We start from the raw sequence: 25,830 nt of genomic DNA on the forward strand, positions 1-25,830 counted from the left end.
GCATTATCAGGAGGAGTTTATCCTGTTTCGGCGGTCTTGGCAGATCATGCAGTGATGGATGTTATTCGACCAGGACAGCATGGTTCGACCTTTGGTGGAAACCCAGTAGCGGCGGCCACGGCAATTGCGGCTTTGGAGGTGGTTAGTGAGGAAGATTTAGCACAAAATGCCCGTCGAGTGGGTCAGATTTTCCGTGAGCAAGTAGGGGAGTATGTGGCGCAAAGCAACATTGTTCGCTTGGTTCGCGGCAAAGGTCTGTTGAATGCCATTGTAATCAACGATACGGAAGAAAGTGAAACGGCTTGGAATATCTGCGTAAAGTTGGCTGAAAATGGCTTATTGGCCAAACCCACCCATGGAAATATTATTCGTTTTGCACCGCCTTTGGTGATGACAGAGGCGCAATTATTGGAATGTGTGGCGATTATTACTAAAACTTTAACTGGGTTTGAACCTAAATCGAACTAAGCTATGGAAAATCAAAATTCGCTTTATCTTAATGATTTGGCCAAAGAAGCCCTTCGGGTGAGTGCGCGTTGGTGCTTGTTTTTGGCGGTGTTGGGTTTTATTGGACTCGCCTTAATGTTGTTGGTAGGTATTTTTTGGGGATTTAGCACACAAAGTAATCCTGGTTTTGGCATCTTTGGAGTTGCCAAAAAAGGCATAGGTGTCTTTTATTTTATATGTGCCGCCTTGTACATTCCGCCAATAGTGTATTTGTATCGATATGCCACCACCACGACAGAAGCTTTGCGAATCAATAATTCTGAAAGTCTGGCTTTTGCATTGCAAAACTTAAAGTCACACCACAAGTATCTCGGCATCTCGATGATTGTCTTAATTGCGTTGTATATCCTTATGGTGATTGGAATGGTTGTCTACATGATGCGTATGGCGAGTGGGGTTTAATCACGTCCCTAAATTAAAAAAAAGAGGCTGTCGTTATTCAGACAGCCTCTTTTGTGTTTAACTTTAACGTTTTCCGAAGAGCTCTTCGACTCGACGGCGAACCATTTCTTCGTCCTGCATGTTCTCTACGCCAATCTTCATGATAATCCAAATGAAGAAAATGAGTGTTAATGTCCCTAAAATCAAACCGATAAGTGATAAAATTTTACCGATCGTGTGAACGTTTTGGTTGCTGTATTCTCCAGGATTTTCTTGTAATCTTCTGGAGTCACTGCGGCTCATGAGGTAGCCTACAAGCCCAAAGACAATTCCAAATATCCCATAACAACAGAAAGTCAGAAAAGAGAGGATTCCTAAGATGAGCACGGCGGTGGCATTCGGTAATTTTTGTTTTTCCATAGTGTTTGTTTTTAAGGTTAAAAAAAGAAATCTTTCATTTTAATGCAATAGGCGCCCAGAATTACGATTACGTTGAGTAAGGCAATAACCAACACCTGACGTCCATTTTTTTGTGTAGGTTTTAAGGCAAAACGCGCTGTAATCCCAAGGAGAAGGAGCAAGGTATATACGGGGGGGTAAAGCACAAAGGCGCCGTAAAAATCGCCTTGAACAAGAAGGTACAAGGCGCGTTGTAAACCACATCCCATACAATCAAAACCAAAAGTTTGTTTAAACACACATGGCAACATGTAGTCTTCCATACCTTGAACTTTTTTACAATTTTACAAAAAAAAGAAACATAAATACTGGGAACTGGAGGCAGGTTCGTTATTTTTGAAAACAAAACATAATTCTTATGGATAAATGGTTGATTCCACTTTTATTGGTGGCAGCAGGAGTAGCCTTGTATGAACAAAGTAAGGCAGAACCTAATTATCATTTAATGGCTTTTGCAGGACTCGTTTTTGTTTTTTGCATGGCCAAATTATCAGCAAAAATACCATCCAAAAAAGAGCACGATGAAACAGAATAAGTTCGAAGTAGGGGACACCGTTGCGGTTTTGGATGAGGCAATTCGCGGCGTTGTCATGGCGGTGCAAAACGATCAAATTACCCTCAAAACAACCGATGATTTTGTGATGACATTTTTTGTCAACGAGTTGGTTAAAGAACACGATGCCAATATATTAAAGTCTTTTAATAAAAGTGAGGCATTACATAAATTAAAAGTTGACAAAACGCCTTCAAACGCTTCCAAAAAAATCCTTTTTAAGTCGGAAAATCGCGATCGTGGTACGCCTGAATTTGATTTGCACATTGAAAAATTAGTCAAAAAAGTAGCGGGCTTATCGCACTATGATATACTCACATTGCAACTCGAAACGGCGCAACGTCATATTGAATTTGCGTTAAAAAATCGCATTCCAAAAATTGTATTGATTCATGGTGTAGGTGAAGGTGTTCTACGTACTGAATTGGAATTTTTAATGCGCAAGTACCCGCAAGTTTCTTTCCAAGAGGCGAGCTATCAAAAATATGGAATGGGTGCCACCGAAATCTATTTTCAACAAAATGTAAAATAGTCTACTTTTGTCGGTCAAATGAACAACATGAAACGAGTTTATCTGGATAATGCTGCCACTACTCCTTTACACCCTGAGGTAATCGATTGTATGGTAGACGTCATGCAATCGGAATACGGGAATGCCTCCTCTACTCACAGTTACGGGCGAAGTGCCAAGTCGATTATTGAGTCGGCGCGAAAATCCATTGCGCAATGGATGGGATGTGAGGCGCGGGAACTGATTTTTACGGCCAATGCCACGGAGGCAACCAACATGATTTTGACCAGTGCGGTCCGTGATTTAGGCATTAAACGATTGATTACGTCTCGAATGGAACATCATGCTACCTTGTATACGGTAGAAAAATTAGCTCAGGATTTTGATGTTATAGTTGAGTATCTTCCTGCAAATGCTGATGGGACAGTTGCCATTGATGGTTTAGCCGACTTGTTGCAACAGGAGATTCCGACCTTGGTTACTTTGATGCATGTCAATAACGAAACGGGTGCTATTTTGAATATTAATGAGGTTGGGCAACTTTGTCATGCACACAAGGCCCTTTTTCATTGCGATACGGTCCAATCGGTGGGAAAAACAATCTTGCATTTTCATGATTTACCACTAGATTTTGCGGTGGCGAGTGCGCACAAGTTCCACGGACCGAAAGGCGTTGGATTTGCTTATATTTCAAAAAATGTGGTGTTAAAACCCATGATAGTCGGTGGCGAGCAAGAAAAAGGGTTGCGGGCCGGGACAGAAGCGGTGCATCAAATTGCAGGGATGGCCAAGGCTTTGGAATTGGATATGACCGATTTGGCGCATGATCAAGGGTATATTGAGGCGTTGAAATTTTACTGCTGGGAACAGTTGCAAATGGCGTTTCCGGGAATCAAAGTCAACGGGGAACATACGTTTTACAATATTTTGAATGTAACCTTGCCCATGCCTGAAGAAAAGGCAGCGATGTTGTTGTTTAATTTAGATATCAAAGGAATTGCGGTTTCCCGCGGCAGTGCTTGTCAAAGCGGGAGTTCGAAGCCTTCACATGTTTTGGCGCAATTTGTAGCAGAAGACGATTTAAAACGACCTGCGTTGCGGATTTCCTTCAGTAGGTTTAATACCAAAGACGATATAGATGCGTTATGCGATGCCTTGAAAGGGGTGTAATACAAGCTACCGAAGGTCTTTCCCTTCGGTTTTTTTATAGGCGAAGAAAAAGTAAATACAAACACAAATCAGAAAGGGGAGTTGCATTCCTACCATGGTCCATTGCTGTGTGAGGAACCCCACGAGTACCAAAAACGCGACAAGAAGAGTCAGGATGCTTACCGTAAGGGTGTTTAAGGCGCGGTTCCAACGGCGTCGAAAAGCATGGACAAGCAATAGAATTTGACCGAGTACTCCAAGGATAATTAGAGGATGTGAGAGGTTCGCAAAGAGGAATTGATGTTCACTCAAGAGTAGGTATTCCAATTGGAGTATGGAGGTGATGGTGTTTTTCCAGACGAACCCACAGCCTTGAAACGTGAGCCATAATGCAATATTGATAAAATGTATCGCGCGGGAAATAGGGTAGGTTTTGCTTACCATAGTGTTGCGAATATACACGTAAAAATACATTTTTCTGTGATGCATTTACTTTCAACGCCATCGCAGGTCCGGCCCTGATGGAAGTGAAAAGCCCGGAGTAGGTGGACCGACGTTTTTTTGAGGTGCTCTGTGGCGCCCTTGGAAGCCCACTACAGCGCCCAAAAAACAGGGCCAACTTCGAGGACTTGTAGCGGACAGCAGGAGAAGCCGCATAAAAAAAACCGTTCAAACGAACGGTTTTTTGGAGTGACTAGTGGTTAGTAATTAGTGACTTTTTACAGGGTTACCCTCGACTCAGAAGCTTAGGAGCTCAGTGTCTTAGTAGCTTGTCTTACATATGAATCACTTCGCCATACGCATCGGCAACGGCTTCCATCACCGCTTCACTCATTGTAGGGTGGGGGTGAACTGCCTTGAGAATTTCATGTCCAGTGGTTTCTAATTTACGAGCCACTACAGCCTCGGCGATCATATCGGTTACACCAGCGCCAATCATGTGGCAGCCCAACCATTCTCCGTATTTGGCATCGAAAATCACTTTCACAAAACCATCGGGGGTTCCTGCTGCTTTCGCTTTTCCAGAGGCGGTGAACGGGAATTTTCCGACTTTGATTTCGTAGCCTTTTTCTTTGGCGGCTTTTTCGGTTAAGCCAACAGAGGCAATTTCAGGAGTCGCATACGTACATCCTGGAATATTGCCATAATCTAGGGGTTCAACATGGAGTCCTGCAATTTTTTCAACACAGATGATCCCCTCAGCAGAGGCTACGTGCGCCAAAGCTTGTCCTGGAGTTACATCGCCAATTGCATAATATCCTGGAATATTGGTTTGGTAATAGCTGTTGACTAAGATTTTATCGCGATCGGTAGCGATACCGGTTTCTTCAAGACCAATATTTTCAATGTTAGTTTTGATACCAACGGCAGAAAGTACGATATCGGCTTCCAAGACTTCTTCTCCTTTGGTTGTTTTGACAAATGCTTTTACGCCTTTGCCTGAAGTGTCTACACGTTCCACAGAAGCATTGGTCATGATATTTACGCCTGATTTTTTCAAGGAACGCTCAAATTGTTTGGAGATATCTTCATCTTCTACAGGAACGATGTTGGGCATAAATTCAACAATGGTCACTTCGGTGCCCATGGTGTTGTAGAAATGTGCAAATTCAACACCAATTGCTCCTGAACCTACTACAATCATTTTTTTAGGTTGCTCAGGAAGTGCCATGGCTTGACGGTAGCCGATGATTTTTTTACCATCTTGCGGCAAGTTGGGCAATTCCCTTGAACGTGCTCCCGTGGCGATGATTATGTGGTCGGCGCTGTATTCGGTCACTTTACCATCGGCCGCAGTGACATCGACTTTTTTTCCGGGTTTGATTTTTCCAAAGCCGTCAATGACTTCGATTTTATTTTTTTTCATTAAAAATTGTACCCCTTTGCTCATGCCGTCAGCGACCGAACGTGAACGTGCAATTACCGCATTAAAATCCTTATCAAATTCTTTCACGGTCAATCCATAATCGGAGGCGTGTTTTAAATAGTCAAAAACCTGTGCTGATTTCAACAAGGCTTTGGTGGGAATACATCCCCAATTCAAACAGATTCCACCTAGATTTTCTTTTTCAATAAGCGCTACTTTAAAGCCCAATTGAGAAGCACGGATAGCCGTTACATATCCACCGGGTCCGCTTCCTAAAACAATAATATCGTATTTCATTGCAAAAAGGTATTTCTTAAATTAGTGTATTGACGAGTTGTCAATTCGATTGCGAATTTACGGATTTTTTTTTAGTCCTCTATGTCGTATTTATGGTTTAGATAGATGAAATTATTGCGAGCAATTAGCGAAGCGATGTTGCCTTGAAAAGGCGATGGATTTCATTTCAAATCTTAACTTAAAGAACGATTGTATTTTCGTAAGGGTATTCATTGGTAACTTCTTTCTATCTTTGTTTTTATGGAGTTGAAATCAGATCACTTAACCATTCAACACTTGCGGCAATCGAATCCCAAAGTAAAATTAAAAGTCCAAATGCAAGCAGTGGCAGCGTAATGGGCCGATCAAACCTCGTTGGCAGTTTTGTATTTGTTGACGTCAAAGCAGTTTTCAAAGTAAATTTTAAAGATTAAAGTATGGCCGTATCTATTCCTTTCCGTTGGCTCCTTGTTACATTTGTTTTTTTGGCTATGCAAAAATGTCAAAACGAACCGATGGCGCTGACTTTAGCCATTCCCAAAGAAGGGTTTTCGGTTGTCCAACAACAGCCCGCTGGGGCACCTGGTAGAACCACGAGTGCACTCTATCAAACGCCGCGAAGCATTCGACCAGAGGAATTCGGAACACCCGAGTTACAGCGGTTTACCGATAGCTTGTATGCGGTGATGGTTCGTCAAGCGGGGGTGGGGATTGCGGCCAATCAGATTGGGAAACAATTGCAGATTTTTTTTATTGAGGCCAAGGCAACGAATCCGCGGTACAAGGTTTTGGGGCCCGTGTCCAAGCAGTTGTTTATTAATCCGATGATCACTCAGGTTTCCTCAGGGCAAAAAAACTTTTGGCATGGTTGTTTGAGTGCTGCCGATGAAAAACGGGGGAATGTGGCTACCTTTGATTGGATTGCCTACCGCTGTCAAAATTTGGATGGAAGCTGGCGTGAGGGTCGATTGGACGGATTTGCTGCAGTCATTTTTCAGCACGAATTTAGACACTTGATGGGAGGCACGTATTTGGACATAGCGCGTCATTTCGAATCCAAAACCGATTTGGATCAAAAAATTCAACAAGGTAGTCTTCCTTTTTTTGAGGTAGCTTCCGATTCGTTACCGCTACTTATTCAAGGGTTTGAACGGGATAAAACCGTGGATGAATTTGGGTTGAAAAAATAAAGTAAATACCGATTTATTGCAGTGGTGTTTCCGAAAATTGCGATTCGTAGAGTTTTCGATAATAGCCTTTTTTCAACTGCAATAGTTCTTGGTGGTTTCCTGTTTCAACGATTTCTCCTTTTTCCATCACAATAATGGTATCGGCGTTGACAATGGTGGCCAAACGGTGTGCAATCACTATAGCTGTTCGTCCTTTGGTGATGGTTTCGGTAGCGTGTTGAATAAGCTCTTCGGCGTGGGTGTCGATAGAGGAGGTGGCTTCATCCAGAATTAAAATACTCGGGTTACTAAGGTAAGCCCGCAAGAACGCAATGAGTTGACGTTGTCCTGACGAAAGCATAACCCCGCGTTCTTTTACGTCATGATCATAACCTCCTGGGAGTGATTCGATAAAATCGGCAATTCCTATTCGGGCCGCTGCTGCTTCTACGTCTTTTCGGCTAATATTGGGGTTGCCTAAGGTAATGTTGTTGTAAATTGTATCGGCAAAAAGAAAGACATCTTGTAAAACGACGGCAATTTGTCGACGCAGACTGGGAAGCGTAAAGGCATGGATTGGGGTATCATCAATGGTAATGGTTCCCGAATCGATTTCGTAAAAACGATTTAATAAATTAATGATCGTCGATTTTCCAGCTCCTGTGGCTCCCACAATGGCAACAGTTTGTCCGGGTTGAATGCCAATCGATATCCCTTTCAAAACTTCTTCACCGGGGATATAACTGAAACGTACATTTTGTAATTCAATTTTACCTTTGAACTGAGGAGCCTCTACAGTCCCACCTTCTTGTTTGTCATCTTGGGCATCGAGGACATCAAAAACACGATTTCCAGCAATCATACCCATTTGCATTTCGTTGAATTTATCGGCAATTTGACGTAGGGGATTGAAAAGCATCCCGATGAACATCGTATACGAAATCAAGTCGCCAAACGTAGTAAATTTGTCCCCATCCAAAATTCGTAATCCACCATACAAGACCACCAGAGCAAGACAAAGCGAGGAGATGATGTCGGCAATCGGGAAGAAAATAGAGTTGTACAAAATGGTTTTCATCCACGCTTTATTGTGCTTTTGATTGATTTCTTTAAACTTTTGGTATTCAATGGTTTCGCGGTTGAAAAGTTGAACGATTTTCATACCAGTGACCCGTTCCTGCACAAAAGTATTCATGGCGGCTACTTGGTGGCGAACTTCTTCAAAGGCCACTTGCATTTTGCGTTGAAAAATACGAGTAACGTAGACCAAAAGAGGCATGGCAGCCACCACGATAAGGGTTAGCCTCCAGTTCATATAAAACATAAATCCGAGCACAACGACCATTTTCAGTAAATCACTGATAATCATAAAAAGGCCTTGGCTGAAGATACGTGCAATTTGTTCAATATCCGAAACCGTGCGGGTCACCAATTGCCCTACGGGTGCGGTATCAAAATATTTCATTCGAAAGTGAAGTAAATGGGAAAACAATTGCTGACGAATATCGCGAATGATGTTTTGTCCCAACAAATTGGCCCAGTAGACAAAGAAAAATTGGAAAACGCCCTCCAAGATTAGCACAATCCCCATGAGGATTACGTACCATAACAAGCCATAGCTGTCCTTGGGTTCGATATACACATCGACCGTTTTTTTCAATAAAAAGGGGCGTAAGGCTGTAACTATAGAAAGAAGAATTGCTGTTGCCACAACGCCCCGATACAAAAGTTTGTAGGGGGTAGTATAGGTGAGAATTCGCCGGAAAAGTTTGTAATCAAAGGCTTTTGCTTTCATAAGTTAACGTGCCCGAAAGGGGATATAGGGGTAATGCACTTCGGTAAGGTAGAGTCCGTGCGCGGGAACAGAGAATCCTGCTTTACTTCGATTTTTACTTGCTAAAATTTGTTCTAGGTCGTCTAAACTTGTTTTTCCTGTTCCTATATCGATTAAAGTTCCCACTATAGCGCGCACCATATTGCGGAGAAAACGATCGGCGCTGATGGTGAAAATACAGCGGTCACCGAGGGATGTCCATTCGGCATGGGTTAGTTTACAAAAAAATGTTTTTACATCGGTATGCAACTTCGAAAAGCATTTAAAATCGGTGTGATTTAGAAGCAGTTTACAGGCATCATTCATCCGATCGATGTCTAAAGGATGCGGAAACAACCAACTATTATGGCATTCAAAGGCATCTTTACGACGGTGAATGTGGTATTCATAGGTTCGTTTTGTTGCGTCAAAGCGCGCATGTGCTTCGGGAGCAACCGTGTAAAAGTTCCAAACGGCAATGTCTTTGGGGAGGTAAGCGTTTAATTTTTTGATTAAATCAGGGAAAACAAAGGGAACTTCACTATCAAAATGCGCAAACATTTGACGGGCATGCACACCTGTATCGGTTCGTCCAGCGCCGGTGAGTTCAATCGGTTCCCGAAGCATTAACGACAATGCCTGGGTTAGTGTTTTTTGAACCGACGAGGCATTGGGTTGGTATTGCCAGCCGTGGTAGTTAGAGCCTTTGTAAGCAAATTCGATGAAATATCTCAAAGCATTATGGGGTTTTCAGGGGCAAAGGTACAAAGATTTGCTCAGGGAATAGTGAATCATTTCTTAAGAAAACCATGTATCTTGCAGCTGCTTTTTTAGTTTGTTTTGATGCGAAAAATTTTAGTTTTATCCGACACCCACAGTCATATAGACGCCCGAATTATGCATCATGTAGCGTGGGCCGATGAGGTGTGGCACGCGGGAGATATTGGCGATTTGGCGGTTACGGATGCGATTAAGAAGGTTAGACCTTTGCGCGCTGTGTATGGCAATATTGACGATCATCAAGCGCGTGCTGAATTTCCGTTGCATAACCGGTTTTTTTGCGAAGAGGTTTCCGTTTGGATCACCCACATTGGAGGGTATCCTGGGAAGTATCATCCTGCGATTCGAGAAGAATTGAAAGCGCAACCCCCACAACTGTTTATTTGTGGACATTCTCATATTTTAAAAGTGCAGTTTGACAAAACGCTAAATCTTTTGCATTTAAATCCAGGTGCGGCCGGCATTCATGGATTTCATCAAGTTCGAACCCTATTGCGCATGGTTATTGAGGGGTCGAACATTAAAGATTTGGAAATTGTTGAATTGGGTCCGCGTGCTTTGCCTCGTGAGGTTTAGAATAAATAGCCTACGGAGAATTATACAACGGCATTTTTAATGTCGACCTCGCGTTTGGGTTCGGTAAGACCAGCGAGATACCTTCCCGAAACAAATACCTCTTTGGTGATTTTATAACTTAGTCCACCTGCCAATGCAAAGTCAAAGGTTTGGGTATCTCCTAAGGAAAACGAATTGCGTTGACTCACCATAGCGAGGCTTGTGGTCCCATTTCAAGACTTAGGCCGTCTTTGGTGAGGTAGAATTTGGCTAAAACGGGAACCGCGAGATACCCCAATTCATTTTTTACTTGCGTACCGAGTCCACTTAATTTGGCGTCTTGGGTAGAGTATAAAAATTCCGATTGAAGCGAAGTTTTCCAATAGTTTGGCTTTAAGTACCAAGCCTCCATGGTAGCTGGTGAGTGTGGAGAAATCTATGCCTTGTAGAGATCCACCGTTAAAGTTAGCAAAATTGACTCCGGCTTTGACCCCAAATTTTAAAAATTGAGCGTTTACGAATGGACTAGCGCTAAAGCAAAGCAGTAGAATGACGAAATACTTTTTCATGGGACATGTTTTTACAGAGTAACGAAAAACACGAATCAATCATTGTACCATGGCTTGAAAAAGTGATTTAAGCGTTTTTTTAATGGTGTTTTTCCCATTCTGACTGAAGCAGTTGATACAATTGTGTGATATTATAGCGAACGCCATTGCCGTTGATGGTAAAAGGGGTGCCAAATCCATGTTGGTTTTTTCGCAGGATGCGTAAGGATATTCCAGAAACTTTGTTGAGGTATACTTCAGGGTCTTTGGTATAAATAAAAATAAAGTGATTATTAACTACTTTTTGGTGGGTTATTTTGGTTATAGAATTCCATGTGATGAGTCCAACTTGCATAAACGAGGTATTGTCCCAAATCCCTTTATCATTAATGATCAAAGCGGGTCGGGTATCAAGGAGTTTTATTATGCTTAACAAGCCTGTGAGTCCGAAGAAAAGGATGCTAGCCCATCCAAAAATTGGGGCCCATGTATCCTTGGATTGCGGTTTGGAAAGGATAAAGAAACCCATGCTTACAAAGCAAATTGCGCCGAGTAATGAAATCCAAAGTTTTGTTTTCTTTTGCGGGATGTGCAGGGTGGTTGCCATGGAGAGGTTATTTAACGTGGTAAAAATAAAAAATCCGTTTCTTTGGAAACGGATTTTAACGCACTAATAAACTAAGTTTACAGGTTTACCGAATACGGTCCACAGATTTTACGAGATCTTCATCCTTTTTGATGGCTTTATTGGCTAAAGCCAAAAGTACGATAGAAAAAATAGGAAGGAACATCCCAATACCCTTCTCTGAAACCGTTGGGGTTTCTCCGGATACATTTAGTGAGCGGTAAATCAATAATCCTAATAAAATTAAATTTAATATGATGGACAGTCGGTTGAAAACGAACTGTTGTTTGCGGTTTTTAAAGGAAATTATACTCATAGCAATGAGTGCAGTGGCTGCCCCAGAGAGGACTAAGTACGAAACCTCCATCATGAAAAAGAAATCCTTACCATTGGCGTCTTTCCACAGCGGAAAAACATAGCCTAGAAATCCAGAAGTAAGAATGGCTCCAGCCATGTAAAGTGTTTGAATACGTTGAAACATTACCTGTTCAAATTTGAGGCTCAAAAATAGTATTTCTTTTTTTAAAAAACTATTGCGCCCTGAATTTTTATTCGTATTATTGCATGGCAATTCCGTAAACACTTCAATCTCACGGAATTTATTTCTCGAGCAAAACTCCACTGTATTGTATTTAGAAAGACCCCTAATTTAATCGCTTTGTTATCATTATATGTTTGACATTTCAACGTTAAAAACCATGAAGCTTTCTGAGCTTCAGGATATTGCCAAGTTGGCACAAACCATAAAATTTGCTGGTGTAAAAAAAGAGGCACTTATTGAATTGATTATTGCGCATCAAGAAGCGGTCAATCGAGGAGAAACGCCACCGACAACTTTTTCTAAACGCGGAAGAAGACCTCGAATTTCGTCGCAAGAATCTGCTGTGGGTAATTTATTTACGGCTGACGCACCCTCGGAAATGACGGTAAAAGAAGCTGCTGCGGAAGAACAACATGCAGAAGAACCCAAGCGCCGTGGACGAAAACCAAAGCAGCCTGAGTCCGTGCCTACTCCCGTTGCTGAGACCACACCTTCAGCAGCTCCAGCGGAGGAAACACCAAAATCTTTTGTTCGCGAGGGTCGTGAAAACGCTCTGGAGCGTCAACGAAAACCGTTTCAACGTAACATTGTGACGCCTAATATTACTGGAGCTCCTGTGGATTATGAGCCCTTTATGCCGCCACAAATCACTACAGAATCGCTTCCATCGGATTTTATGGAGCCTATCCGTGGAGCGAAACAAGAGGAGCGAAAACCAGTCGGAACACCACCCCAAAAAAGTCGCCCTGAGTTTGTACCCCCAGGCCCAAATGTTGATATTCCGATAACTGAACCCGTTTATGTTTCGAATGCCAATGGAAATGGCAATGGAAACCCCAATGGAAATGCGAATGGTAACGGAAATTCATCCTATGCCAACCAAAACAATAAATTTAAAAAGACCCAAAATGTTCGGGATGCTGACTACGAGTTTGACGGCATTATCGACTGTGAAGGCGTTTTGGAAATGATGCCCGATGGCTATGGTTTTTTACGATCTTCAGATTATAATTATTTGGCTTCTCCTGACGATATTTATTTATCAACATCTCAGATTCGTTTGTTTGGTTTGAAAACTGGAGACACGGTCAAAGGGGTGGTTAGACCTCCCAAAGAAAGTGAGAAGTTCTTCCCTTTGGTTAAAGTTTTAAAAATAAACGGACATGACCCGCAAGTGGTACGTGATCGGGTATCTTTTGACCATTTGACCCCGATTTTTCCCCAGGAAAAGTTCAAAATGGATGCCAAGCAAGCGTCGGTTTCTACCCGAATCATTGATTTGTTTTCTCCGATTGGTAAAGGGCAACGCGGGATGATTGTGGCGCAGCCTAAAACAGGAAAGACTATGCTGTTGAAGGATATTGCCAATGCGATTGCAGCCAACCATCCTGAGGTCTATCTTTTGGTGTTATTAATTGATGAGCGTCCTGAGGAGGTGACCGATATGCAGCGCAGTGTGCGTGGGGAAGTGATTGCTTCTACCTTTGATCGTGAACCGCAAGAACACGTAAAAATTGCCAATATTGTTTTGGAAAAGGCCAAACGATTGGTTGAATGTGGTCATGACGTAGTGATTTTATTGGATTCGATTACCCGTTTGGCTCGTGCCTATAATACGGTTCAGCCGGCTTCTGGAAAAGTGTTGAGTGGTGGTGTAGATGCCAATGCGTTACAAAAACCAAAACGTTTCTTTGGAGCGGCGCGTAATGTTGAAAATGGAGGTTCATTAAGTATTATTGCTACGGCATTAACGGAAACGGGATCGAAAATGGACGAGGTTATTTTTGAGGAATTTAAAGGAACGGGGAATATGGAACTTCAATTGGATCGCAAGATTGCCAACCGACGTATTTTCCCAGCGATCGACCTTACCTCGTCGAGTACGCGTCGTGATGATTTGTTGTTGGATGAGAAAACGTTACAACGTATGTGGATTTTACGCAAGTTTTTGGCCGATATGAATCCTGTGGAAGCGATGGATACTATCAATGATAAAATCAAAAAGACGCGTACGAATGACGAGTTTTTGATTTCGATGAATGATTAATAAGTGCAGGCTTAAAGAGGTTTTGTATTGAAATAGTAGTAAACCTAACAGGTTTTTAAAACCTGTTAGGTTTTATTTTTTTAACTAAGTTGTTTTTCTCACCATCCCGCGATAGGGATTGAGGCATTGTTGAAGCTCGCCGAATGAACGGAGGCAGCGACTGCCGAAAGCCCGACCCGTAGGGGATCGCCCGAATCAGTGAGCAGTGTTCCGTAAGCAGTTTTATTAAAAAAAAAGAGCCGCTATAGGTGCGACTCTTCTCTAAGTTCTATTTATATTACGTTATTCTTTGGCGGCAAGATAGCGCTCGGCATCCAAAGCGGCCATGCACCCTGTTCCCGCTGCTGTAATTGCTTGACGGTACACGTGATCGGCGGCATCACCCGCTACAAAAACACCTGGTACATTCGTTTTTGATGTTCCCGGTGTATTTATGACATACCCCGTCTCATCTAAGGTGATAAAGTCCTTAAAAATTTCAGTATTAGGTTGGTGTCCAATGGCTACAAAGAAACCAGTTGCTGGGATTTCACGGGTTTCCCCACTCGCGCGACTGACCACTTTTACGCCCGTGACAACTTGTCCATCACCTAAAACTTCTACCGTTTCGGTGTGCATGAGAATCTCAATATTTTCGGTTTTTCGCACGCGATCTTCCATAATACGGGACGCTCTAAACTTCTCACTACGCACAAGCATCGTTACTTTTTTGCAAAGTTTGGATAAATAATGGGCTTCTTCACAAGCTGAGTCTCCGGCTCCCACAATAACCACTTCTTGATTTCTGTAAAAGAAACCATCGCATACCGCACAAGCGGAAACACCGCCTCCCATTTGAAGGTAATGTTGCTCAGAAGGTAATCCTAAATATTTGGCAGAGGCTCCTGTGGAAATAATGACCGTTTCACAGTGAATTTCGGTATTGTCATGAATCCAAACTTTGTGTATGGGACCGCTGAAATCAACTTTGGTCACCCATCCATCACGGATGTCAGCCCCAAAGCGTTTGGCTTGCTCTTGGAGTTGCACCATCATTTCGGGACCCGTAACACCTTCAGGATAGCCTGGGAAATTTTCTACTTCGTTGGTGGTGGTTAGCTGACCACCAGGTTGTGTTCCTTGGTAAAGCACAGGAAACATATTGGCGCGGGAGGCATAAATTGCAGCGGTGTAGCCAGCTGGCCCCGAACCTATGATTAGACATTTTACTTTTTCTATTGCGTCTGACATGATGTAATGTATTTTTTAAGCGACACAAAGTTACTTTTTTCTCTTTTTGATTTACGTGAAAACTAAATTGTAATTAACAATTTTATCATTAGCTCAGGTTATACTGATTAAAAGTGAAAATGAATTTAGTTTTAAAAAGCAGGATTGCATATCCTAAAGCGGTGAAGTTGCTCAAGAAAAGTAGACACGCCTTATCAGGCTGTGTTCGCAGTATATTCAAATAATAGATTTGAACATAAAAAAGCAGGATTGCATATCCTGAAGTGGGGAAGTTGCTCAAGAAAAGGGAACACGCCTTATCAGGCTGTGTTCGCACTTTTTTTGCACTACACTTAGCTCAAAAGTGAACTTTTGGCACGTGTAGTGCAAAAAAAGTGGAACTCTCGTTCCACTTTTTTTGGTCGGGGTGGCAGGATTCGAACCTGCGGCCTCCTGCTCCCAAAGCAGGCGCGAGAACCGGGCTACGCTACACCCCGAAGTTTTTTTCGCGTGCGCAAATATAGTATTATTTTTTGCATTGTATCGCGTGTTTGCCAATTAATTCAGGGGTTTTTTCGATAACACCGCGCTGTCTGTAAAAACAACTAATTCAATTTTGGGTTCACCATATAAATCCAATTGTGATTTTCCGGCCATAGAAAGGGTAAGTTGCTTATCTACTTTAATACTGGCACGAGAATAAGATTCCGTGGTTATTTTTCCTGACTTACAATCGAGATTTTTTCCGGTAAAACCGCTGTTGTTGTCCAACCGTAGGGTAATGTTTTCAACATCGCCTTCCACTTCGGCCGTAGCTTTTTGATAGGCATCAAAGGTAAGGTCATGCCCGGTAATCAAAGCTTTGCACTGGGCACTTTTGCTCAAATTGATCCGACATTCATCACTTTTTACATTGAGTTCCGATTTCGAATGGTCGTTGGCAATGAGTTCAAACTTTTTGCATTGGGCATTTACAAAAACCTTAGAATCGTCAAAACTGGTAAAAGTAATGGCATCCAATTTCATTTCCGCAAGGGCATTAATTTTAGCTTCATCTTTAGTGGTTACCGCGATAAAATCGTCGGTATAGGTAACCCGAATGCTCAACTTCTTGTAGCCGAAAGTACTCTTTAATGTGGATAAACGCAACTGACGCCCCACCACACTAATACCAATGGCGTCGTGTAAATTATCGTCGGCTTCAATTTCAAGTCCGCATTCATTCCCTTTTATCAAAAAGACTTCAAGATTATCGGAAATTTCTAAAGCATTGAAGGCCTCAATCTTTTTTTGCTCAACGGTAACAATTTTGGATCCTTTTACTTTTTCCTTTTTTTGTGCTTGTACCCCCAATGTAACCACAAGGGCAATTATAAAATAGATACGATTCATGAATTATTTTTTTTCAAAGGTAACAATTCTCACTATTTTGATTTCAATTTTAATGTCCATTCAAAATCCATGACAGAAACCACTTCCCCTTGCTGATCAACCCCTACTGATTGCAACCAAATCGTTTTTCCTTCCCCCGATAGGACCACTTCATGAATTAATGTTGCAATTGCGGCGCCTTGTTGACAAGTAAATGTTATCTTTCCCGTTGCTTTCTTGGTATAGGTTGCCTTATTGTTGAGGACTAACATAGATATGGGCATTTTTTTACGTTGAATTTCAGCCATAACCAAAGCTCCTGTTGTCAACTCGGCCGCCATGGCTTGAACAGCAAAATATATGGATTGAAATGGATTTTGATTGATCCAGCGGTGGGTGACCGTAGCTATACAAGTGGTTTCGGAAATGCTTTTAACCCGAACACCACACCAAAATGCTGCCGGTAATCGCCATGCCAAAAACATATTTAATTTGCGAGGAGAAAGTTGCATAAAGCCTTTATTTTCGGTAAATATACACATACCTTTTGAAAAAGGTGCGCTCTGCTAAATGTTAATATATTGTTAAATCTTAGTACTTTGTAATACATAATACTTGTTTTTGGTTGTATCTTTGTTTAAGAAAATAATAGCTTATAAAAAGTATTATGGTATTTTAGTCATCAAAATCAAGTGTTATGAATGCTAATGAACGAAATATAGGAACCATCTTACATCTAAGTCCGCTGGGGCAATATTTATTTCCTTTTGGAAACTTTATCTTACCTGCTTTTATATGGTCGGCCAAAAAAGAAACGTCCCCCATACTGGAAGCGCAAGGAAGAAGAGTATTGAATTTTCAATTGAGTGTTTTAGTGTACACCATAGTTTTAGTTGGGTTAGGGCTAATACTCACTATAAGTGCTTTTACCAAAGGAATGATCGCTTTTCAATGGGATGACCAGTCGTTTGCCATTCGAAATCTTGAAGATCTTTCCTTTTCGACCAGGTTTGTCGTTGGAATTACTGCCTTTGTCTTATTCGCTTTGCTAAAAATTACGGAATTTGTGCTCATCGTTTACGGAGCGTTGGAGGCTAGCCGAGGAAAGGTTTATCATTACCCTTTATCCATTCCGTTTTTAAGACAACGCGCTCAAAACAATAATGCCCAAGCCATTGAAAATGCTTCTAAACCTGCTATTTCCACATCCGAATAATATCATCAATCATCAATCAAAAAACGACATCCTTGTGGATTAAAAAAAAAGTAATTTTATGAATATCGAAAACACAAAAGCACAAATGCGAAAAGGCGTTTTGGAGTTCTGCATCTTGTCGGTTCTAAAAGACAAAGAGGCCTACACTTCCGAAATTTTGGATACGCTAAAAGCGGCCCGGTTACTCGTGGTCGAGGGAACTGTCTATCCGTTGCTGACCCGCCTAAAAAATGATGGCTTGCTCAATTATCGTTGGGAAGAATCGACATCGGGACCACCGCGTAAATATTACGAGTTGACCGAATTAGGAAAAACATTTTTAAACGAATTAAATGGCACGTGGACCGAACTCTCTGATGCCGTAACCATTATCACTAAACAAAACCAATAATCATGAACAAGACCGTAAATATCAACATAGGTGGTTTATTTTTCCACATTGATGAAGACGCTTACCAAAAACTTTCCCGCTACTTTGATGCGATAAAAAATTCGCTCACAGACGCTACCGGAAAAGATGAAATCATGAAAGATATCGAAATGCGTGTAGCCGAACTCTTTGCTGAGCGCCAACTTTCGGATAAACATGTAATCAACAGTCAAGATGTAGATGAAGTTGTCAATGTTATGGGGCAACCCGAAGATTATCGTTTGGATAATGAAGGGGGGACCCAAAAAGAGACCGATTTTAAATACGCCTTGCCTCCACGTCGTCGTAAATTATACCGTGATGAAGAACGCGGCGTAATTGGGGGAGTTTGTACTGGTTTAGGACATTACTTCGGTGTAGATTCGTTTTGGTTTAAATTGGCATTTTTGATACTAGGTTTTGGAACTGGAATGGGATTTTTAGCCTATTTGATCCTTTGGATTGCTATGCCCAAAGCCATCACCACTGCTGAAAAGTTAGAAATGACAGGAGAGCCCGTTACCATCTCTAATATTGAGAAAAAAGTACGGGAAGAATTTGAACAAGTTTCCCAGCGAATTCAAAATGCAGACTATAACGAAATTGGCGAAAAAGTCAAATCAGGAGCTGAATCTTTCGGCAACCGGTTAAGTGGATTTATAACAACAGTGTTTGGTGTTTTTGCCAAAATTATTGGGGCCTTTGTACTGATTTTCGCGTCTTTATCCTTGTTAGGAGTGTTAATCGGTTCTGTCATTCTGATTTTCACCTCTCAATTGCCTCAAAATGCTGCGATAAATATGGTGGTGACGCCTATCGGATTAGAAACGCCGTACTGGATTCAAGGGCTCTTATTTATGTTTTGCTTTGGGATTCCGCTTTTCTTTTTAATGTTATTGGGTTTAAAACTACTCATGAATCATGTTCGCTCTTTGGGTAATGTGGTAAAATATACCTTGCTTGCCGTGTGGATTGTTTCGTTGGGGGCTTTGATTACCATAATCATCAATGAAGTAACGCAAGCAGCCTTCGACGGTAAGGATATTGTGAAAGAGCAAATTCTCTTACAACCTCAAGATACGCTGCAAATACGATTTGTGAATAATGATTTTTATGCCAAAGACATGAATCCTTCACACGATTATCGTTTGACGACCAACGAGCAACAAAAAGAGGTGATTTACTCCAATCAAATTAGTTTTGAAGTATTGCCCACGGATGCCACAACTCCTTATGTTCGAATTGAAAAAGTAGCCGTAGGGAAAACAGTAGGTGAAGCCAATGCTAGAGCGCAAAAAATAGCGTATGGTTTCAAAATTGAAGGCAATCAATTGTTGTTAAATAACTACTGGACAACGGCGATAAATAACAAGTTTCGTCAGCAAGAAGTCACCGTTTACTTGTATTTGCCCAAAGGGGTGAAGTTCAAAACTGACCGCTCGGTACGTTACTACGATGACAGTGATAATTCTTACTTTAACATGCATCATTCTTCGGAAGATTATGTGTACCTTGTTGAGGAAAATCAAGTAAAATGTACCAATTGTCCTCCCGACGAAGATGAATACGATGACGTTATCGAAACTGAAACGATTGAAAAGGTAAATGATTCAGTCAATAAGGTAATTGTGCGAGTCAACGGAGTCGAAATTATTCGTGAAGAAAAAACGGGTGAAAAAGGAAGTCTTATTATTAACAAAGATGGCGTTGTCATCAAAAAATCAAATTAAGTATGATACGAGTTGTAGTTTATTGTACCAATTTTTTAGTAGCCATTATTGCTGCATTATTGCTCTCGTCCTGTAATCTCATGCTGAATGGCGTGGATGGAAATGGAAATGTGACTGCCGAAGTACGAAACATTTCAGGAAAATTTACAGCAGTTCAAGCTTCAGCGGGCATTGAAGTCGAAATGAAACAAGACAGTACCACCAAAGTCGAGGTAGAGGCCGATTCTAATTTATTGGAGTTTGTTAAAACAGAATTAGAAGGTGAGACGCTAAAAGTGTATATCGATAAAAGTATTTCGGGAGCCAAAGAACTCAAGGTATATATCCACATGCCCGAACTAAAAAAAGTAACCTCGAGTAGTGGGGCCAATGTACTACTCACGGGAACGTTTGTGGGGACCAATTTGGTAGTGGATTCTAGTAGTGGAGCCCATTTAGAAGGTAAAGTTGAATATGACACCGTAGATGCCGAAACCTCAAGCGGTAGTTCTATGGATATTAAAGGAATCGCTTTGAAGTTGAAAACGAGTTCGTCTAGCGGAAGCACACTGAATGCCAGAGGATTGTTGGCCAATGACGTCAATGCCGATGCCAGCAGTGGTAGTGAATCTTCTGTCAATGCAAGAGTAACGCTGGAGGCGAGTGCTTCCAGTGGAGCCAGTATAAAGTACACAGGAATTGCTAAATCCGTTGATAAGAATGAATCCTCGGGAGGCAGTGTTCGAAAAATTGACTAATTTGTTTTTTTGCGTTAAAGATCCTGGCTTCGGCTGGGATTTTTTTTGCCTGATTACAACCCTAAACAGACGTTAAACCTTTTATAGGGGAGCGCTAATTTTGTTTCAAATTGGATAATTTTGAACCAAAAAGGAAGTATGCGCATTTTAATAACAGGAGGTTCAGGATTAATCGGTCATGCTTTGACGAAATATTTGATGCAAAAAGGCCACCATGTCCATTGGTTGACCACGCAAAAATCACCCAAGAATGTGCCTGAAGGTGTACAAACCTTTTATTGGAACCCCGCCGAAGGAAAAATTGACGATCAATGTTGGAATGGAGTTGACGCCCTCGTGCATTTAGCGGGAGCTACCATTGCTAAACGGTGGACCTCCCATTACAAAACGATTTTATTGGAAAGTCGTGTGGTTTCGGCCAATGTATTGTATGCCAGTTTAAAAAAGTTACCACAACACCAAGTAAAGCATATACTATCTGCATCGGGAACAGCCATTTATCCCGATGATTCCATAGCTGTTTACACAGAAGATTCCCAAATTCAATCCAATACTTTTTTAGGAACATTAGTGCAACGTTGGGAAGCTGCCGTAGATCAATTTTCAAAACTCCACCTACCGGTAACCAAAGTGCGAACTGGCGTTGTATATGCTCGTGAGGGCGGTGCTTTTAAGCCTATCGTTCAGCCCATTCGTTGGGGAATGGGTGCCATTTTTGGGTCGGGTAAGCAAATGCAATCATGGATACACCTTCACGATATTGTGCAATTGTACGCTTGGTTACTAGAGCAGGGACATGCAGGGGTTTTTAACGGTGTCGCTCCTCATGCCGTCAGCAACAAAGTGCAAACCAAAATTATAGCACGTTTACTGAAACGCCCCATTTGGTTACCTCCTGTCCCGCGATGGGTCATGAAACTTTTTTTGGGCGATATGCATGAATTGTTGTTCAATGATAAAAAAATTCTTCCCCAACGAGCCTTGGATTTGGGATTTACTTTCACGTATCCTGATGCTGAAAAGGCGTTCAACGATTTATTACCCTAGCATTCTCTTCCAGAGCAGATTTTTTATTTATTGTCGAATCTGCTGTCCTTCGCGGCATTCTTAATCCAATGCCATATGCTTAGCGATTTCGAGAATGCAATAGAATTGCTCCTCCTTTTTTTTAATAAAAATAAATGACAATTTGACATTTTTAAGGAAATGGCAGTACTTTTGCACGGAATTTTGCGAAGCAATACATTCGAATGAAAATCAACAACCCATTTAAAGGAAAGAATACCATGAATACTGAGAGAAACGAACATGAAGCTCCTGAGTTAGCCCCTGAGGTATCGGAAACTGAAGGTAGTGCGCCAGCGGAAGAATTGTCAGTAGAACAACAGTTGGAGTTGCAATTGGCCCAAGAAAAAGATAAATTTTTGCGTTTGTTTGCCGAATTTGAAAATTATAAAAAACGCACTGTTAAAGAGCGCTTAGAATTGTTTAAAACAGCCAATCAAGAAGTTTTGGTAGCCATGTTGCCGGTTTTAGATGATTTTGATCGTGCGATGGAGCAAATTCAAAAATCAGCCGACGAAGCTTTGTTCAAAGGAGTTGAATTGATTCATGAAAAATTTAAATCTACATTGGTCGCCAAAGGTCTTGAACAAGTCTCCCTTAAAGCGGGGGATGCCTTTGATGCGGATTTTGCAGAAGCGATAACTCAAATTCCAGCACCTACTGAGGATTTGAAGGGTAAAATCGTAGATGTGATTGAAAAAGGATATAAATTAGGCGATAAAATTATCCGTTTTCCTAAAGTGGTCATCGGACAATAATTGAAAATATGAGTAAAAAAGACTTTTACGAAATACTAGGCGTCGGTAAAAATGCCAGTGCGGAGGAAATTAAAAAAGCCTACCGTAAGAAAGCAATTGAATTTCACCCGGACAAAAACCCCGGCAACAAAGAGGCTGAAGAGAACTTCAAGTTAGCCGCAGAAGCCTATGAGGTTTTGAGTGATCCCGAAAAAAAAGCACGTTATGATCAATACGGTCATGCCGCTTTTGATGGGGCAGGTGGCTTTGGTGGTGGTCATCACATGAATATGGATGATATCTTTAGTCAGTTTGGCGATATTTTTGGAGGTGCTTTTGGCGGAAGTTTTGGCGGTGGATTTGGAGGCGGTGGTTCCCGCAGAATGAAAGGCAGTAATCTACGAATTAAAGTCAAACTCACCCTTGAAGAAGTCGTCAATGGCGTTGAAAAGAAAGTAAAAGTTAAGCGAAAAATACAAGCACCAGGTGTTCGCTATAAAACTTGTCCTACTTGTAATGGTGCGGGTCAAGTGTTAAAAGTTACCAATACGATTCTAGGTCGTATGCAAACCGCAACAACGTGTCATGTGTGTGGCGGATCAGGGCAAACTATAGAAAGTAAACCCAATGGTGCAGATGCGTACGGGATGATTATGGAAGACGAGACTGTTTCTATCAAAATACCCGCCGGTGTAGCTGATGGAATGCAATTAAAAGTGTCAGGCAAAGGAAACGATGCTCCAGGAAATGGAATCCCTGGCGATTTAATTGTTGTAATTGAAGAGACGGAACACGAATGGCTTAAACGGGATGGTGAAAACCTTCACTATGATTTATACATCAGTTTTGCAGAAGCCGCATTAGGGGTTTCGAAGGAATTAGATACGGTTAATGGAAAAGTCCGTATTAAGTTGGAAGAAGGCATTCAATCGGGAAAAATTTTACGATTAAAAGGCAAAGGAATTCCTAGTTTAAACAGTTATGGGAATGGCGACCTGTTGGTGCATGTTAATGTTTGGACCCCAAAAACATTATCCAAAGAGCAACGACAATTTTTTGAAAAAGCCTTGACCGACGAAAACTTTATACCACATCCTGAAAAGAGCGAAAAATCTTTTTTTGAAAAAGTTAAAGATATGTTTTCGTAGTTTAAAAAAAAATTTTACTTTTGAGCATTACTTGGAAACAAGTAATTTCTTTTTCATAGCAATTTTTCCCATCCTTGTGTCACCATAAGGGTGGGTTTTTTGTTTTTAGTTATGCCCTATTCTGTTGGGAATTCTGTATTTTTACCCGAAGATTTTTAAAACCTATGCAATCCATTTTAACTGTAGATAATGTTGTCAAGCAATATGGTGACTACACGGCTTTGAATGCCGTTTCGCTCACGGTACCCCAAGGAAGTATATATGGGTTATTGGGACCCAATGGCGCCGGAAAAACGTCTCTCATTCGCATTATCAATCAAATTACCTTGCCCGATAGCGGTTCGGTGGTTTTAGATGGGGAGCTCCTTCAACCCAAACATGTTCACGAAATTGGGTACATGCCCGAAGAACGTGGATTGTATAAAACGATGAAAGTAGGAGAGCAATGTTTGTATCTCGCGCAACTCAAGGGAATGTCAAAAAACGATGCCAAGACGCAACTCAAGTATTGGTTTGAAAAGTTTGAAATCACTTCCTGGTGGGACAAAAAAATACAAGAATTGTCCAAAGGAATGGCGCAAAAAGTACAGTTCATCGTGACGGTATTACATCAACCGAAGCTTTTGATTTTGGACGAACCTTTTTCGGGCTTTGATCCTGTGAATGCCAATTTGATTAAAGATGAGATTATCGCATTGAATCGTCAGGGAACTTCGATTATTTTTTCAACCCATCGCATGGAATCGGTGGAGGAGATGTGTGATTATATCGCTTTAATTCATCGATCGAATAAATTGATCGAAGGAAAGCTATCGGAGGTGAAAAAGCAGTATAGAACACATTCCTATGATGTGGGGATTTTAACCGACAATGTGGAAGGCGTTTGGCACGATTTGTCTCAAAAATTCATCCTGAAAACAACCGATTTCAAGTCGTTGAATCAAGAGTTGAAATTGGAAATTCAATTAGGAAATCATTCCGCCAATGAACTTTTACACACGCTGATGCAACGTGGGCAAGTAACCCATTTTGCAGAGAAAATACCCACTGTAAATGATATTTTTATCCAAACCGTAACGGATTAATAGGCTATTATGAGCAAACTTCTATTGATAATTAAGCGGGAATTTACCGCCAAAGTGCGCAATAAGTCTTTTATTGTGATGACTTTTTTGAGTCCGCTCCTTTTTGTTGGAATTGCCGTTTTTGTAGGCTATTTGAGTACGTTGAAAGCCGATCAAAAAACCATTGCCATTCATGACGAAACGGGTCGTTTTTTTTGACAGTTTAAAAGTGACGAAGAGTATAAATATGTTGATTTTTCACAAACACCTGTACCTGTTCTAAAAGATAGCATCCAAGCCGAACATTATGAGGGTTTGTTATTGATTCCGAATGAAACTGAAAACAAGGACTTGGAAAAAACGATAGAATACATCTCCAATGATAGTCCGAGCGTCATGTTTATTGCCGATTTAGAGTCGGTTATTACCAAAAAAATGACCCAAGAAAATTTTAAAGCAGTCGGTTTAGATACACTGAAAATACAACAAGCCCAAGCTAAAGTTGCCATTAATTTGGTCAAAGCTTCAGGGGAACAAGCCTTGAAAGGGATCAATGAAATAAAAATTGGGATTGGTGGTGCCTTTGGTTATCTCATCATGATGTTTATCGTTATTTACGGAAATATGGTGATGCGTAGTGTCATTGAAGAAAAAACATCGCGTATTATTGAAGTAATTATTTCCTCAGTAAAACCGTTTCAGTTGATGATGGGCAAAATTATTGGTACGTCCATTGCAGGGATTCTTCAGTTTTTGATTTGGGCCTTGTTGGGATTGACCGCCATGTTTGTTTTATCTGTTGTGTTTGATGTGCCGCTGGGGGCTACCTCTGGGCAAACGCAAAAAATAATGGCTACTTCAGGACAAGATTTAAGCAAAGTTGCCTTGTACTTGAATGAGTTATGGAAGTTGCCGGTGGGGACGATACTCGTTTCATTTATTTTTTATTTTATCGGAGGGTATTTTCTATACAGTTCGTTTTATGCCGCTATTGGAGCCGCTGTCGATAACGAAACCGATTCGCAACAGTTTTTATTGCCCATTATTATGCCCTTAATTTTGGGCGTTTATATTGGATTTTTCACGGTCATGAATGATCCACACGGCACGATTGCTACTACATTTTCTATGGTACCTCTAACTTCCCCCATTGTAATGATGATGCGAATTCCCTTTGGAGTGCCTTTGTGGCAATTGGCGATTTCTTTGGTATTATTGTTTGGAACGTTTGTTTTTGTAGTGTGGTTTGCTTCCAAAATTTATCGTGTAGGAATTTTGATGTATGGTAAACGACCTACTTGGAAGGAATTATTGCGTTGGATTTCCTATTAATGCCGAAAGTGGCATGCCCTTTGTAACAACC

General features: G+C 41.3%; 27 protein-coding genes, 1 tRNA gene and 2 pseudogenes. 17 read left to right on the forward strand and 13 right to left on the reverse strand.

What is annotated here, in order from left to right:
* Together ABWO12_RS01125 and ABWO12_RS01130 are read left to right on the forward strand one after the other, a co-directional pair.
* A partial coding sequence (locus ABWO12_RS01125; protein WP_353086476.1) for an aminotransferase class III-fold pyridoxal phosphate-dependent enzyme occupies positions 1-468 on the forward strand: 468 nt, incomplete at its 5' end.
* Between the two features lie 3 nt (positions 469-471).
* Positions 472-909, forward strand: a complete 438-nt coding sequence (locus tag ABWO12_RS01130; protein ID WP_353086478.1) for a DUF5362 family protein — start codon at positions 472-474, stop codon at positions 907-909.
* Positions 910-972: 63 nt separating this feature from the next.
* On the opposite strand, the gene ABWO12_RS01135 is transcribed toward ABWO12_RS01130, so the two are convergent.
* Both ABWO12_RS01135 and ABWO12_RS01140 read right to left on the reverse strand, forming a co-directional pair.
* A complete protein-coding gene (locus ABWO12_RS01135; protein WP_353086480.1) occupies positions 973-1,308 on the reverse strand; it encodes a CCC motif membrane protein in 336 nt (111 codons plus the stop codon).
* 17 nt (positions 1,309-1,325) lie between these two features.
* Positions 1,326-1,610 carry a DUF2752 domain-containing protein gene (locus ABWO12_RS01140; protein WP_353086482.1) on the reverse strand — a complete coding sequence of 95 codons (285 nt, stop codon included), beginning with the start codon at positions 1,608-1,610 and terminating at the stop codon, positions 1,326-1,328.
* Positions 1,611-1,705: 95 nt separating this feature from the next.
* Here ABWO12_RS01140 and ABWO12_RS01145 point away from each other — a divergent pair, with 95 nt between their 5' ends.
* Genes ABWO12_RS01145 through ABWO12_RS01155 form a run of 3 tightly spaced genes read left to right on the forward strand, consistent with a single transcriptional unit; the run spans position 1,706 to position 3,581 of the window.
* Entirely contained in the window at positions 1,706-1,882 is a 177-nt protein-coding gene (locus ABWO12_RS01145) for a hypothetical protein (protein ID WP_353086484.1), read from the forward strand.
* Positions 1,869-2,432 (forward strand): DUF8465 domain-containing protein, encoded by a 564-nt coding sequence (locus ABWO12_RS01150; RefSeq protein ID WP_353086485.1) that lies wholly within the window; start codon positions 1,869-1,871, stop codon positions 2,430-2,432. Before ABWO12_RS01145 ends, ABWO12_RS01150 begins: the two co-directional genes overlap by 14 nt.
* A 27-nt stretch (positions 2,433-2,459) precedes the next feature.
* Positions 2,460-3,581 carry a cysteine desulfurase family protein gene (locus ABWO12_RS01155; protein ID WP_353086486.1) on the forward strand — a complete coding sequence of 374 codons (1,122 nt, stop codon included), beginning with the start codon at positions 2,460-2,462 and terminating at the stop codon, positions 3,579-3,581.
* Between the two features lie 6 nt (positions 3,582-3,587).
* On the opposite strand, the gene ABWO12_RS01160 is transcribed toward ABWO12_RS01155, so the two are convergent.
* Together ABWO12_RS01160 and lpdA are read right to left on the reverse strand one after the other, a co-directional pair.
* Positions 3,588-4,004 carry a hypothetical protein gene (locus ABWO12_RS01160; RefSeq protein ID WP_353086487.1) on the reverse strand — a complete coding sequence of 139 codons (417 nt, stop codon included), beginning with the start codon at positions 4,002-4,004 and terminating at the stop codon, positions 3,588-3,590.
* Between the two features lie 331 nt (positions 4,005-4,335).
* Positions 4,336-5,724 carry a dihydrolipoyl dehydrogenase gene (lpdA, locus tag ABWO12_RS01165; protein ID WP_353086488.1) on the reverse strand — a complete coding sequence of 463 codons (1,389 nt, stop codon included), beginning with the start codon at positions 5,722-5,724 and terminating at the stop codon, positions 4,336-4,338.
* A 416-nt stretch (positions 5,725-6,140) separates the two neighbouring features.
* On the opposite strand from lpdA, the gene ABWO12_RS01170 reads away from it, so the two are divergent.
* On the forward strand, positions 6,141-6,893 hold the full coding sequence (locus ABWO12_RS01170; RefSeq protein WP_353086490.1) for a peptide deformylase: 753 nt from the start codon (positions 6,141-6,143) through the stop codon (positions 6,891-6,893).
* Between the two features lie 13 nt (positions 6,894-6,906).
* Here ABWO12_RS01170 and ABWO12_RS01175 read toward each other — a convergent pair whose 3' ends face one another.
* Positions 6,907-8,667, reverse strand: coding sequence for an ABC transporter ATP-binding protein (locus ABWO12_RS01175; protein ID WP_353086492.1), 1,761 nt, complete (start codon positions 8,665-8,667; stop codon positions 6,907-6,909).
* Between the two features lie 3 nt (positions 8,668-8,670).
* Positions 8,671-9,420, reverse strand: a complete 750-nt coding sequence (gene truA / locus ABWO12_RS01180; protein ID WP_353086494.1) for a tRNA pseudouridine(38-40) synthase TruA — start codon at positions 9,418-9,420, stop codon at positions 8,671-8,673.
* Between the two features lie 108 nt (positions 9,421-9,528).
* Between truA and ABWO12_RS01185 the strand changes: the two genes are divergently transcribed.
* Positions 9,529-10,041, forward strand: a complete 513-nt coding sequence (locus tag ABWO12_RS01185) for a metallophosphoesterase family protein (RefSeq protein WP_353086496.1) — start codon at positions 9,529-9,531, stop codon at positions 10,039-10,041.
* A gap of 20 nt (positions 10,042-10,061) precedes the next feature.
* Here ABWO12_RS01185 and ABWO12_RS12295 read toward each other — a convergent pair.
* The 3 genes and pseudogenes from ABWO12_RS12295 to ABWO12_RS01205 form a co-directional block, all read right to left on the reverse strand.
* Positions 10,062-10,589 (reverse strand): annotated as a pseudogene (locus ABWO12_RS12295) (porin family protein).
* 79 nt (positions 10,590-10,668) lie between these two features.
* Complete coding sequence (locus ABWO12_RS01200; protein ID WP_353086502.1) at positions 10,669-11,175, reverse strand: STM3941 family protein; 507 nt, start codon at positions 11,173-11,175, stop codon at positions 10,669-10,671.
* 85 nt (positions 11,176-11,260) lie between these two features.
* Positions 11,261-11,674 (reverse strand): DUF4293 family protein, encoded by a 414-nt coding sequence (locus ABWO12_RS01205; RefSeq protein ID WP_298203392.1) that lies wholly within the window; start codon positions 11,672-11,674, stop codon positions 11,261-11,263.
* A gap of 190 nt (positions 11,675-11,864) precedes the next feature.
* Here ABWO12_RS01205 and rho point away from each other — a divergent pair, with 190 nt between their 5' ends.
* Positions 11,865-13,781 (forward strand): transcription termination factor Rho, encoded by a 1,917-nt coding sequence (gene rho, locus ABWO12_RS01210; RefSeq protein ID WP_298203393.1) that lies wholly within the window; start codon positions 11,865-11,867, stop codon positions 13,779-13,781.
* 282 nt (positions 13,782-14,063) lie between these two features.
* Here the strand turns inward: rho and trxB are convergent, their stop codons facing one another.
* The 4 genes from trxB to ABWO12_RS01230 all read right to left on the reverse strand — a co-directional run bounded on the left by trxB (position 14,064) and on the right by ABWO12_RS01230 (position 16,873).
* Entirely contained in the window at positions 14,064-15,011 is a 948-nt protein-coding gene (trxB, locus tag ABWO12_RS01215; protein ID WP_353086503.1) for a thioredoxin-disulfide reductase, read from the reverse strand.
* A gap of 398 nt (positions 15,012-15,409) precedes the next feature.
* Positions 15,410-15,487, reverse strand: a tRNA-Pro gene (locus ABWO12_RS01220).
* 61 nt (positions 15,488-15,548) lie between these two features.
* Positions 15,549-16,382, reverse strand: a complete 834-nt coding sequence (locus ABWO12_RS01225; RefSeq protein ID WP_353086504.1) for a GIN domain-containing protein — start codon at positions 16,380-16,382, stop codon at positions 15,549-15,551.
* Positions 16,383-16,414: 32 nt separating this feature from the next.
* Positions 16,415-16,873, reverse strand: a complete 459-nt coding sequence (locus ABWO12_RS01230) for a DUF4442 domain-containing protein (RefSeq protein WP_353086505.1) — start codon at positions 16,871-16,873, stop codon at positions 16,415-16,417.
* Between the two features lie 185 nt (positions 16,874-17,058).
* Between ABWO12_RS01230 and ABWO12_RS01235 the strand changes: the two genes are divergently transcribed.
* The 9 genes and pseudogenes from ABWO12_RS01235 to ABWO12_RS01275 all read left to right on the forward strand — a co-directional run bounded on the left by ABWO12_RS01235 (position 17,059) and on the right by ABWO12_RS01275 (position 25,799).
* Positions 17,059-17,577 (forward strand): DUF4870 domain-containing protein, encoded by a 519-nt coding sequence (locus ABWO12_RS01235; protein WP_353086507.1) that lies wholly within the window; start codon positions 17,059-17,061, stop codon positions 17,575-17,577.
* Between the two features lie 58 nt (positions 17,578-17,635).
* A complete protein-coding gene (locus ABWO12_RS01240) occupies positions 17,636-17,968 on the forward strand; it encodes a PadR family transcriptional regulator (protein ID WP_073362689.1) in 333 nt (110 codons plus the stop codon).
* Between the two features lie 2 nt (positions 17,969-17,970).
* On the forward strand, positions 17,971-19,716 hold the full coding sequence (locus ABWO12_RS01245; protein WP_353086510.1) for a PspC domain-containing protein: 1,746 nt from the start codon (positions 17,971-17,973) through the stop codon (positions 19,714-19,716).
* 2 nt (positions 19,717-19,718) lie between these two features.
* Positions 19,719-20,453, forward strand: coding sequence for a head GIN domain-containing protein (locus ABWO12_RS01250; RefSeq protein WP_353086512.1), 735 nt, complete (start codon positions 19,719-19,721; stop codon positions 20,451-20,453).
* 138 nt (positions 20,454-20,591) lie between these two features.
* Complete coding sequence (locus tag ABWO12_RS01255; protein ID WP_353086514.1) at positions 20,592-21,500, forward strand: TIGR01777 family oxidoreductase; 909 nt, start codon at positions 20,592-20,594, stop codon at positions 21,498-21,500.
* A 203-nt stretch (positions 21,501-21,703) separates the two neighbouring features.
* Entirely contained in the window at positions 21,704-22,276 is a 573-nt protein-coding gene (locus ABWO12_RS01260; RefSeq protein ID WP_353086516.1) for a nucleotide exchange factor GrpE, read from the forward strand.
* An 8-nt stretch (positions 22,277-22,284) separates the two neighbouring features.
* Positions 22,285-23,403, forward strand: a complete 1,119-nt coding sequence (dnaJ, locus tag ABWO12_RS01265) for a molecular chaperone DnaJ (RefSeq protein WP_353086518.1) — start codon at positions 22,285-22,287, stop codon at positions 23,401-23,403.
* A 164-nt stretch (positions 23,404-23,567) separates the two neighbouring features.
* Positions 23,568-24,488 (forward strand): ABC transporter ATP-binding protein, encoded by a 921-nt coding sequence (locus ABWO12_RS01270; RefSeq protein ID WP_353086520.1) that lies wholly within the window; start codon positions 23,568-23,570, stop codon positions 24,486-24,488.
* Positions 24,489-24,497: 9 nt separating this feature from the next.
* Positions 24,498-25,799, forward strand: a pseudogene (locus tag ABWO12_RS01275) (ABC transporter permease).
* The last annotated feature ends 31 nt before the right edge of the window (positions 25,800-25,830 follow it).

Source organism: Flavobacterium sp. (assembly GCF_040379285.1).
Taxonomy (GTDB): domain Bacteria; phylum Bacteroidota; class Bacteroidia; order Flavobacteriales; family Flavobacteriaceae; genus Flavobacterium.

Excerpts from the sequence above, each read along its gene's own strand:
- ABWO12_RS01200 (WP_353086502.1), bottom strand. The coding sequence starts at position 11,175 with ATGGCAACCACCCTGCACATCCCGCAAAAGAAAACAAAACTTTGGATT.
- trxB (WP_353086503.1), bottom strand. The coding sequence starts at position 15,011 with ATGTCAGACGCAATAGAAAAAGTAAAATGTCTAATCATAGGTTCGGGG.
- lpdA (WP_353086488.1), bottom strand. The coding sequence starts at position 5,724 with ATGAAATACGATATTATTGTTTTAGGAAGCGGACCCGGTGGATATGTA.
- ABWO12_RS01225 (WP_353086504.1), bottom strand. The coding sequence starts at position 16,382 with ATGAATCGTATCTATTTTATAATTGCCCTTGTGGTTACATTGGGGGTA.
- ABWO12_RS01235 (WP_353086507.1), top strand. The coding sequence starts at position 17,059 with ATGAATGCTAATGAACGAAATATAGGAACCATCTTACATCTAAGTCCG.
- ABWO12_RS01160 (WP_353086487.1), bottom strand. The coding sequence starts at position 4,004 with ATGGTAAGCAAAACCTACCCTATTTCCCGCGCGATACATTTTATCAAT.
- rho (WP_298203393.1), top strand. The coding sequence starts at position 11,865 with ATGTTTGACATTTCAACGTTAAAAACCATGAAGCTTTCTGAGCTTCAG.
- ABWO12_RS01245 (WP_353086510.1), top strand. The coding sequence starts at position 17,971 with ATGAACAAGACCGTAAATATCAACATAGGTGGTTTATTTTTCCACATT.
- ABWO12_RS01240 (WP_073362689.1), top strand. The coding sequence starts at position 17,636 with ATGAATATCGAAAACACAAAAGCACAAATGCGAAAAGGCGTTTTGGAG.
- ABWO12_RS01205 (WP_298203392.1), bottom strand. The coding sequence starts at position 11,674 with ATGTTTCAACGTATTCAAACACTTTACATGGCTGGAGCCATTCTTACT.
- ABWO12_RS01140 (WP_353086482.1), bottom strand. The coding sequence starts at position 1,610 with ATGGAAGACTACATGTTGCCATGTGTGTTTAAACAAACTTTTGGTTTT.
- ABWO12_RS01170 (WP_353086490.1), top strand. The coding sequence starts at position 6,141 with ATGGCCGTATCTATTCCTTTCCGTTGGCTCCTTGTTACATTTGTTTTT.
- ABWO12_RS01150 (WP_353086485.1), top strand. The coding sequence starts at position 1,869 with ATGAAACAGAATAAGTTCGAAGTAGGGGACACCGTTGCGGTTTTGGAT.
- dnaJ (WP_353086518.1), top strand. The coding sequence starts at position 22,285 with ATGAGTAAAAAAGACTTTTACGAAATACTAGGCGTCGGTAAAAATGCC.
- ABWO12_RS01145 (WP_353086484.1), top strand. The coding sequence starts at position 1,706 with ATGGATAAATGGTTGATTCCACTTTTATTGGTGGCAGCAGGAGTAGCC.
- ABWO12_RS01130 (WP_353086478.1), top strand. The coding sequence starts at position 472 with ATGGAAAATCAAAATTCGCTTTATCTTAATGATTTGGCCAAAGAAGCC.
- ABWO12_RS01260 (WP_353086516.1), top strand. The coding sequence starts at position 21,704 with ATGAAAATCAACAACCCATTTAAAGGAAAGAATACCATGAATACTGAG.
- ABWO12_RS01230 (WP_353086505.1), bottom strand. The coding sequence starts at position 16,873 with ATGCAACTTTCTCCTCGCAAATTAAATATGTTTTTGGCATGGCGATTA.
- ABWO12_RS01270 (WP_353086520.1), top strand. The coding sequence starts at position 23,568 with ATGCAATCCATTTTAACTGTAGATAATGTTGTCAAGCAATATGGTGAC.
- ABWO12_RS01255 (WP_353086514.1), top strand. The coding sequence starts at position 20,592 with ATGCGCATTTTAATAACAGGAGGTTCAGGATTAATCGGTCATGCTTTG.
- ABWO12_RS01185 (WP_353086496.1), top strand. The coding sequence starts at position 9,529 with ATGCGAAAAATTTTAGTTTTATCCGACACCCACAGTCATATAGACGCC.
- ABWO12_RS01175 (WP_353086492.1), bottom strand. The coding sequence starts at position 8,667 with ATGAAAGCAAAAGCCTTTGATTACAAACTTTTCCGGCGAATTCTCACC.
- ABWO12_RS01155 (WP_353086486.1), top strand. The coding sequence starts at position 2,460 with ATGAAACGAGTTTATCTGGATAATGCTGCCACTACTCCTTTACACCCT.
- ABWO12_RS01250 (WP_353086512.1), top strand. The coding sequence starts at position 19,719 with ATGATACGAGTTGTAGTTTATTGTACCAATTTTTTAGTAGCCATTATT.
- ABWO12_RS01135 (WP_353086480.1), bottom strand. The coding sequence starts at position 1,308 with ATGGAAAAACAAAAATTACCGAATGCCACCGCCGTGCTCATCTTAGGA.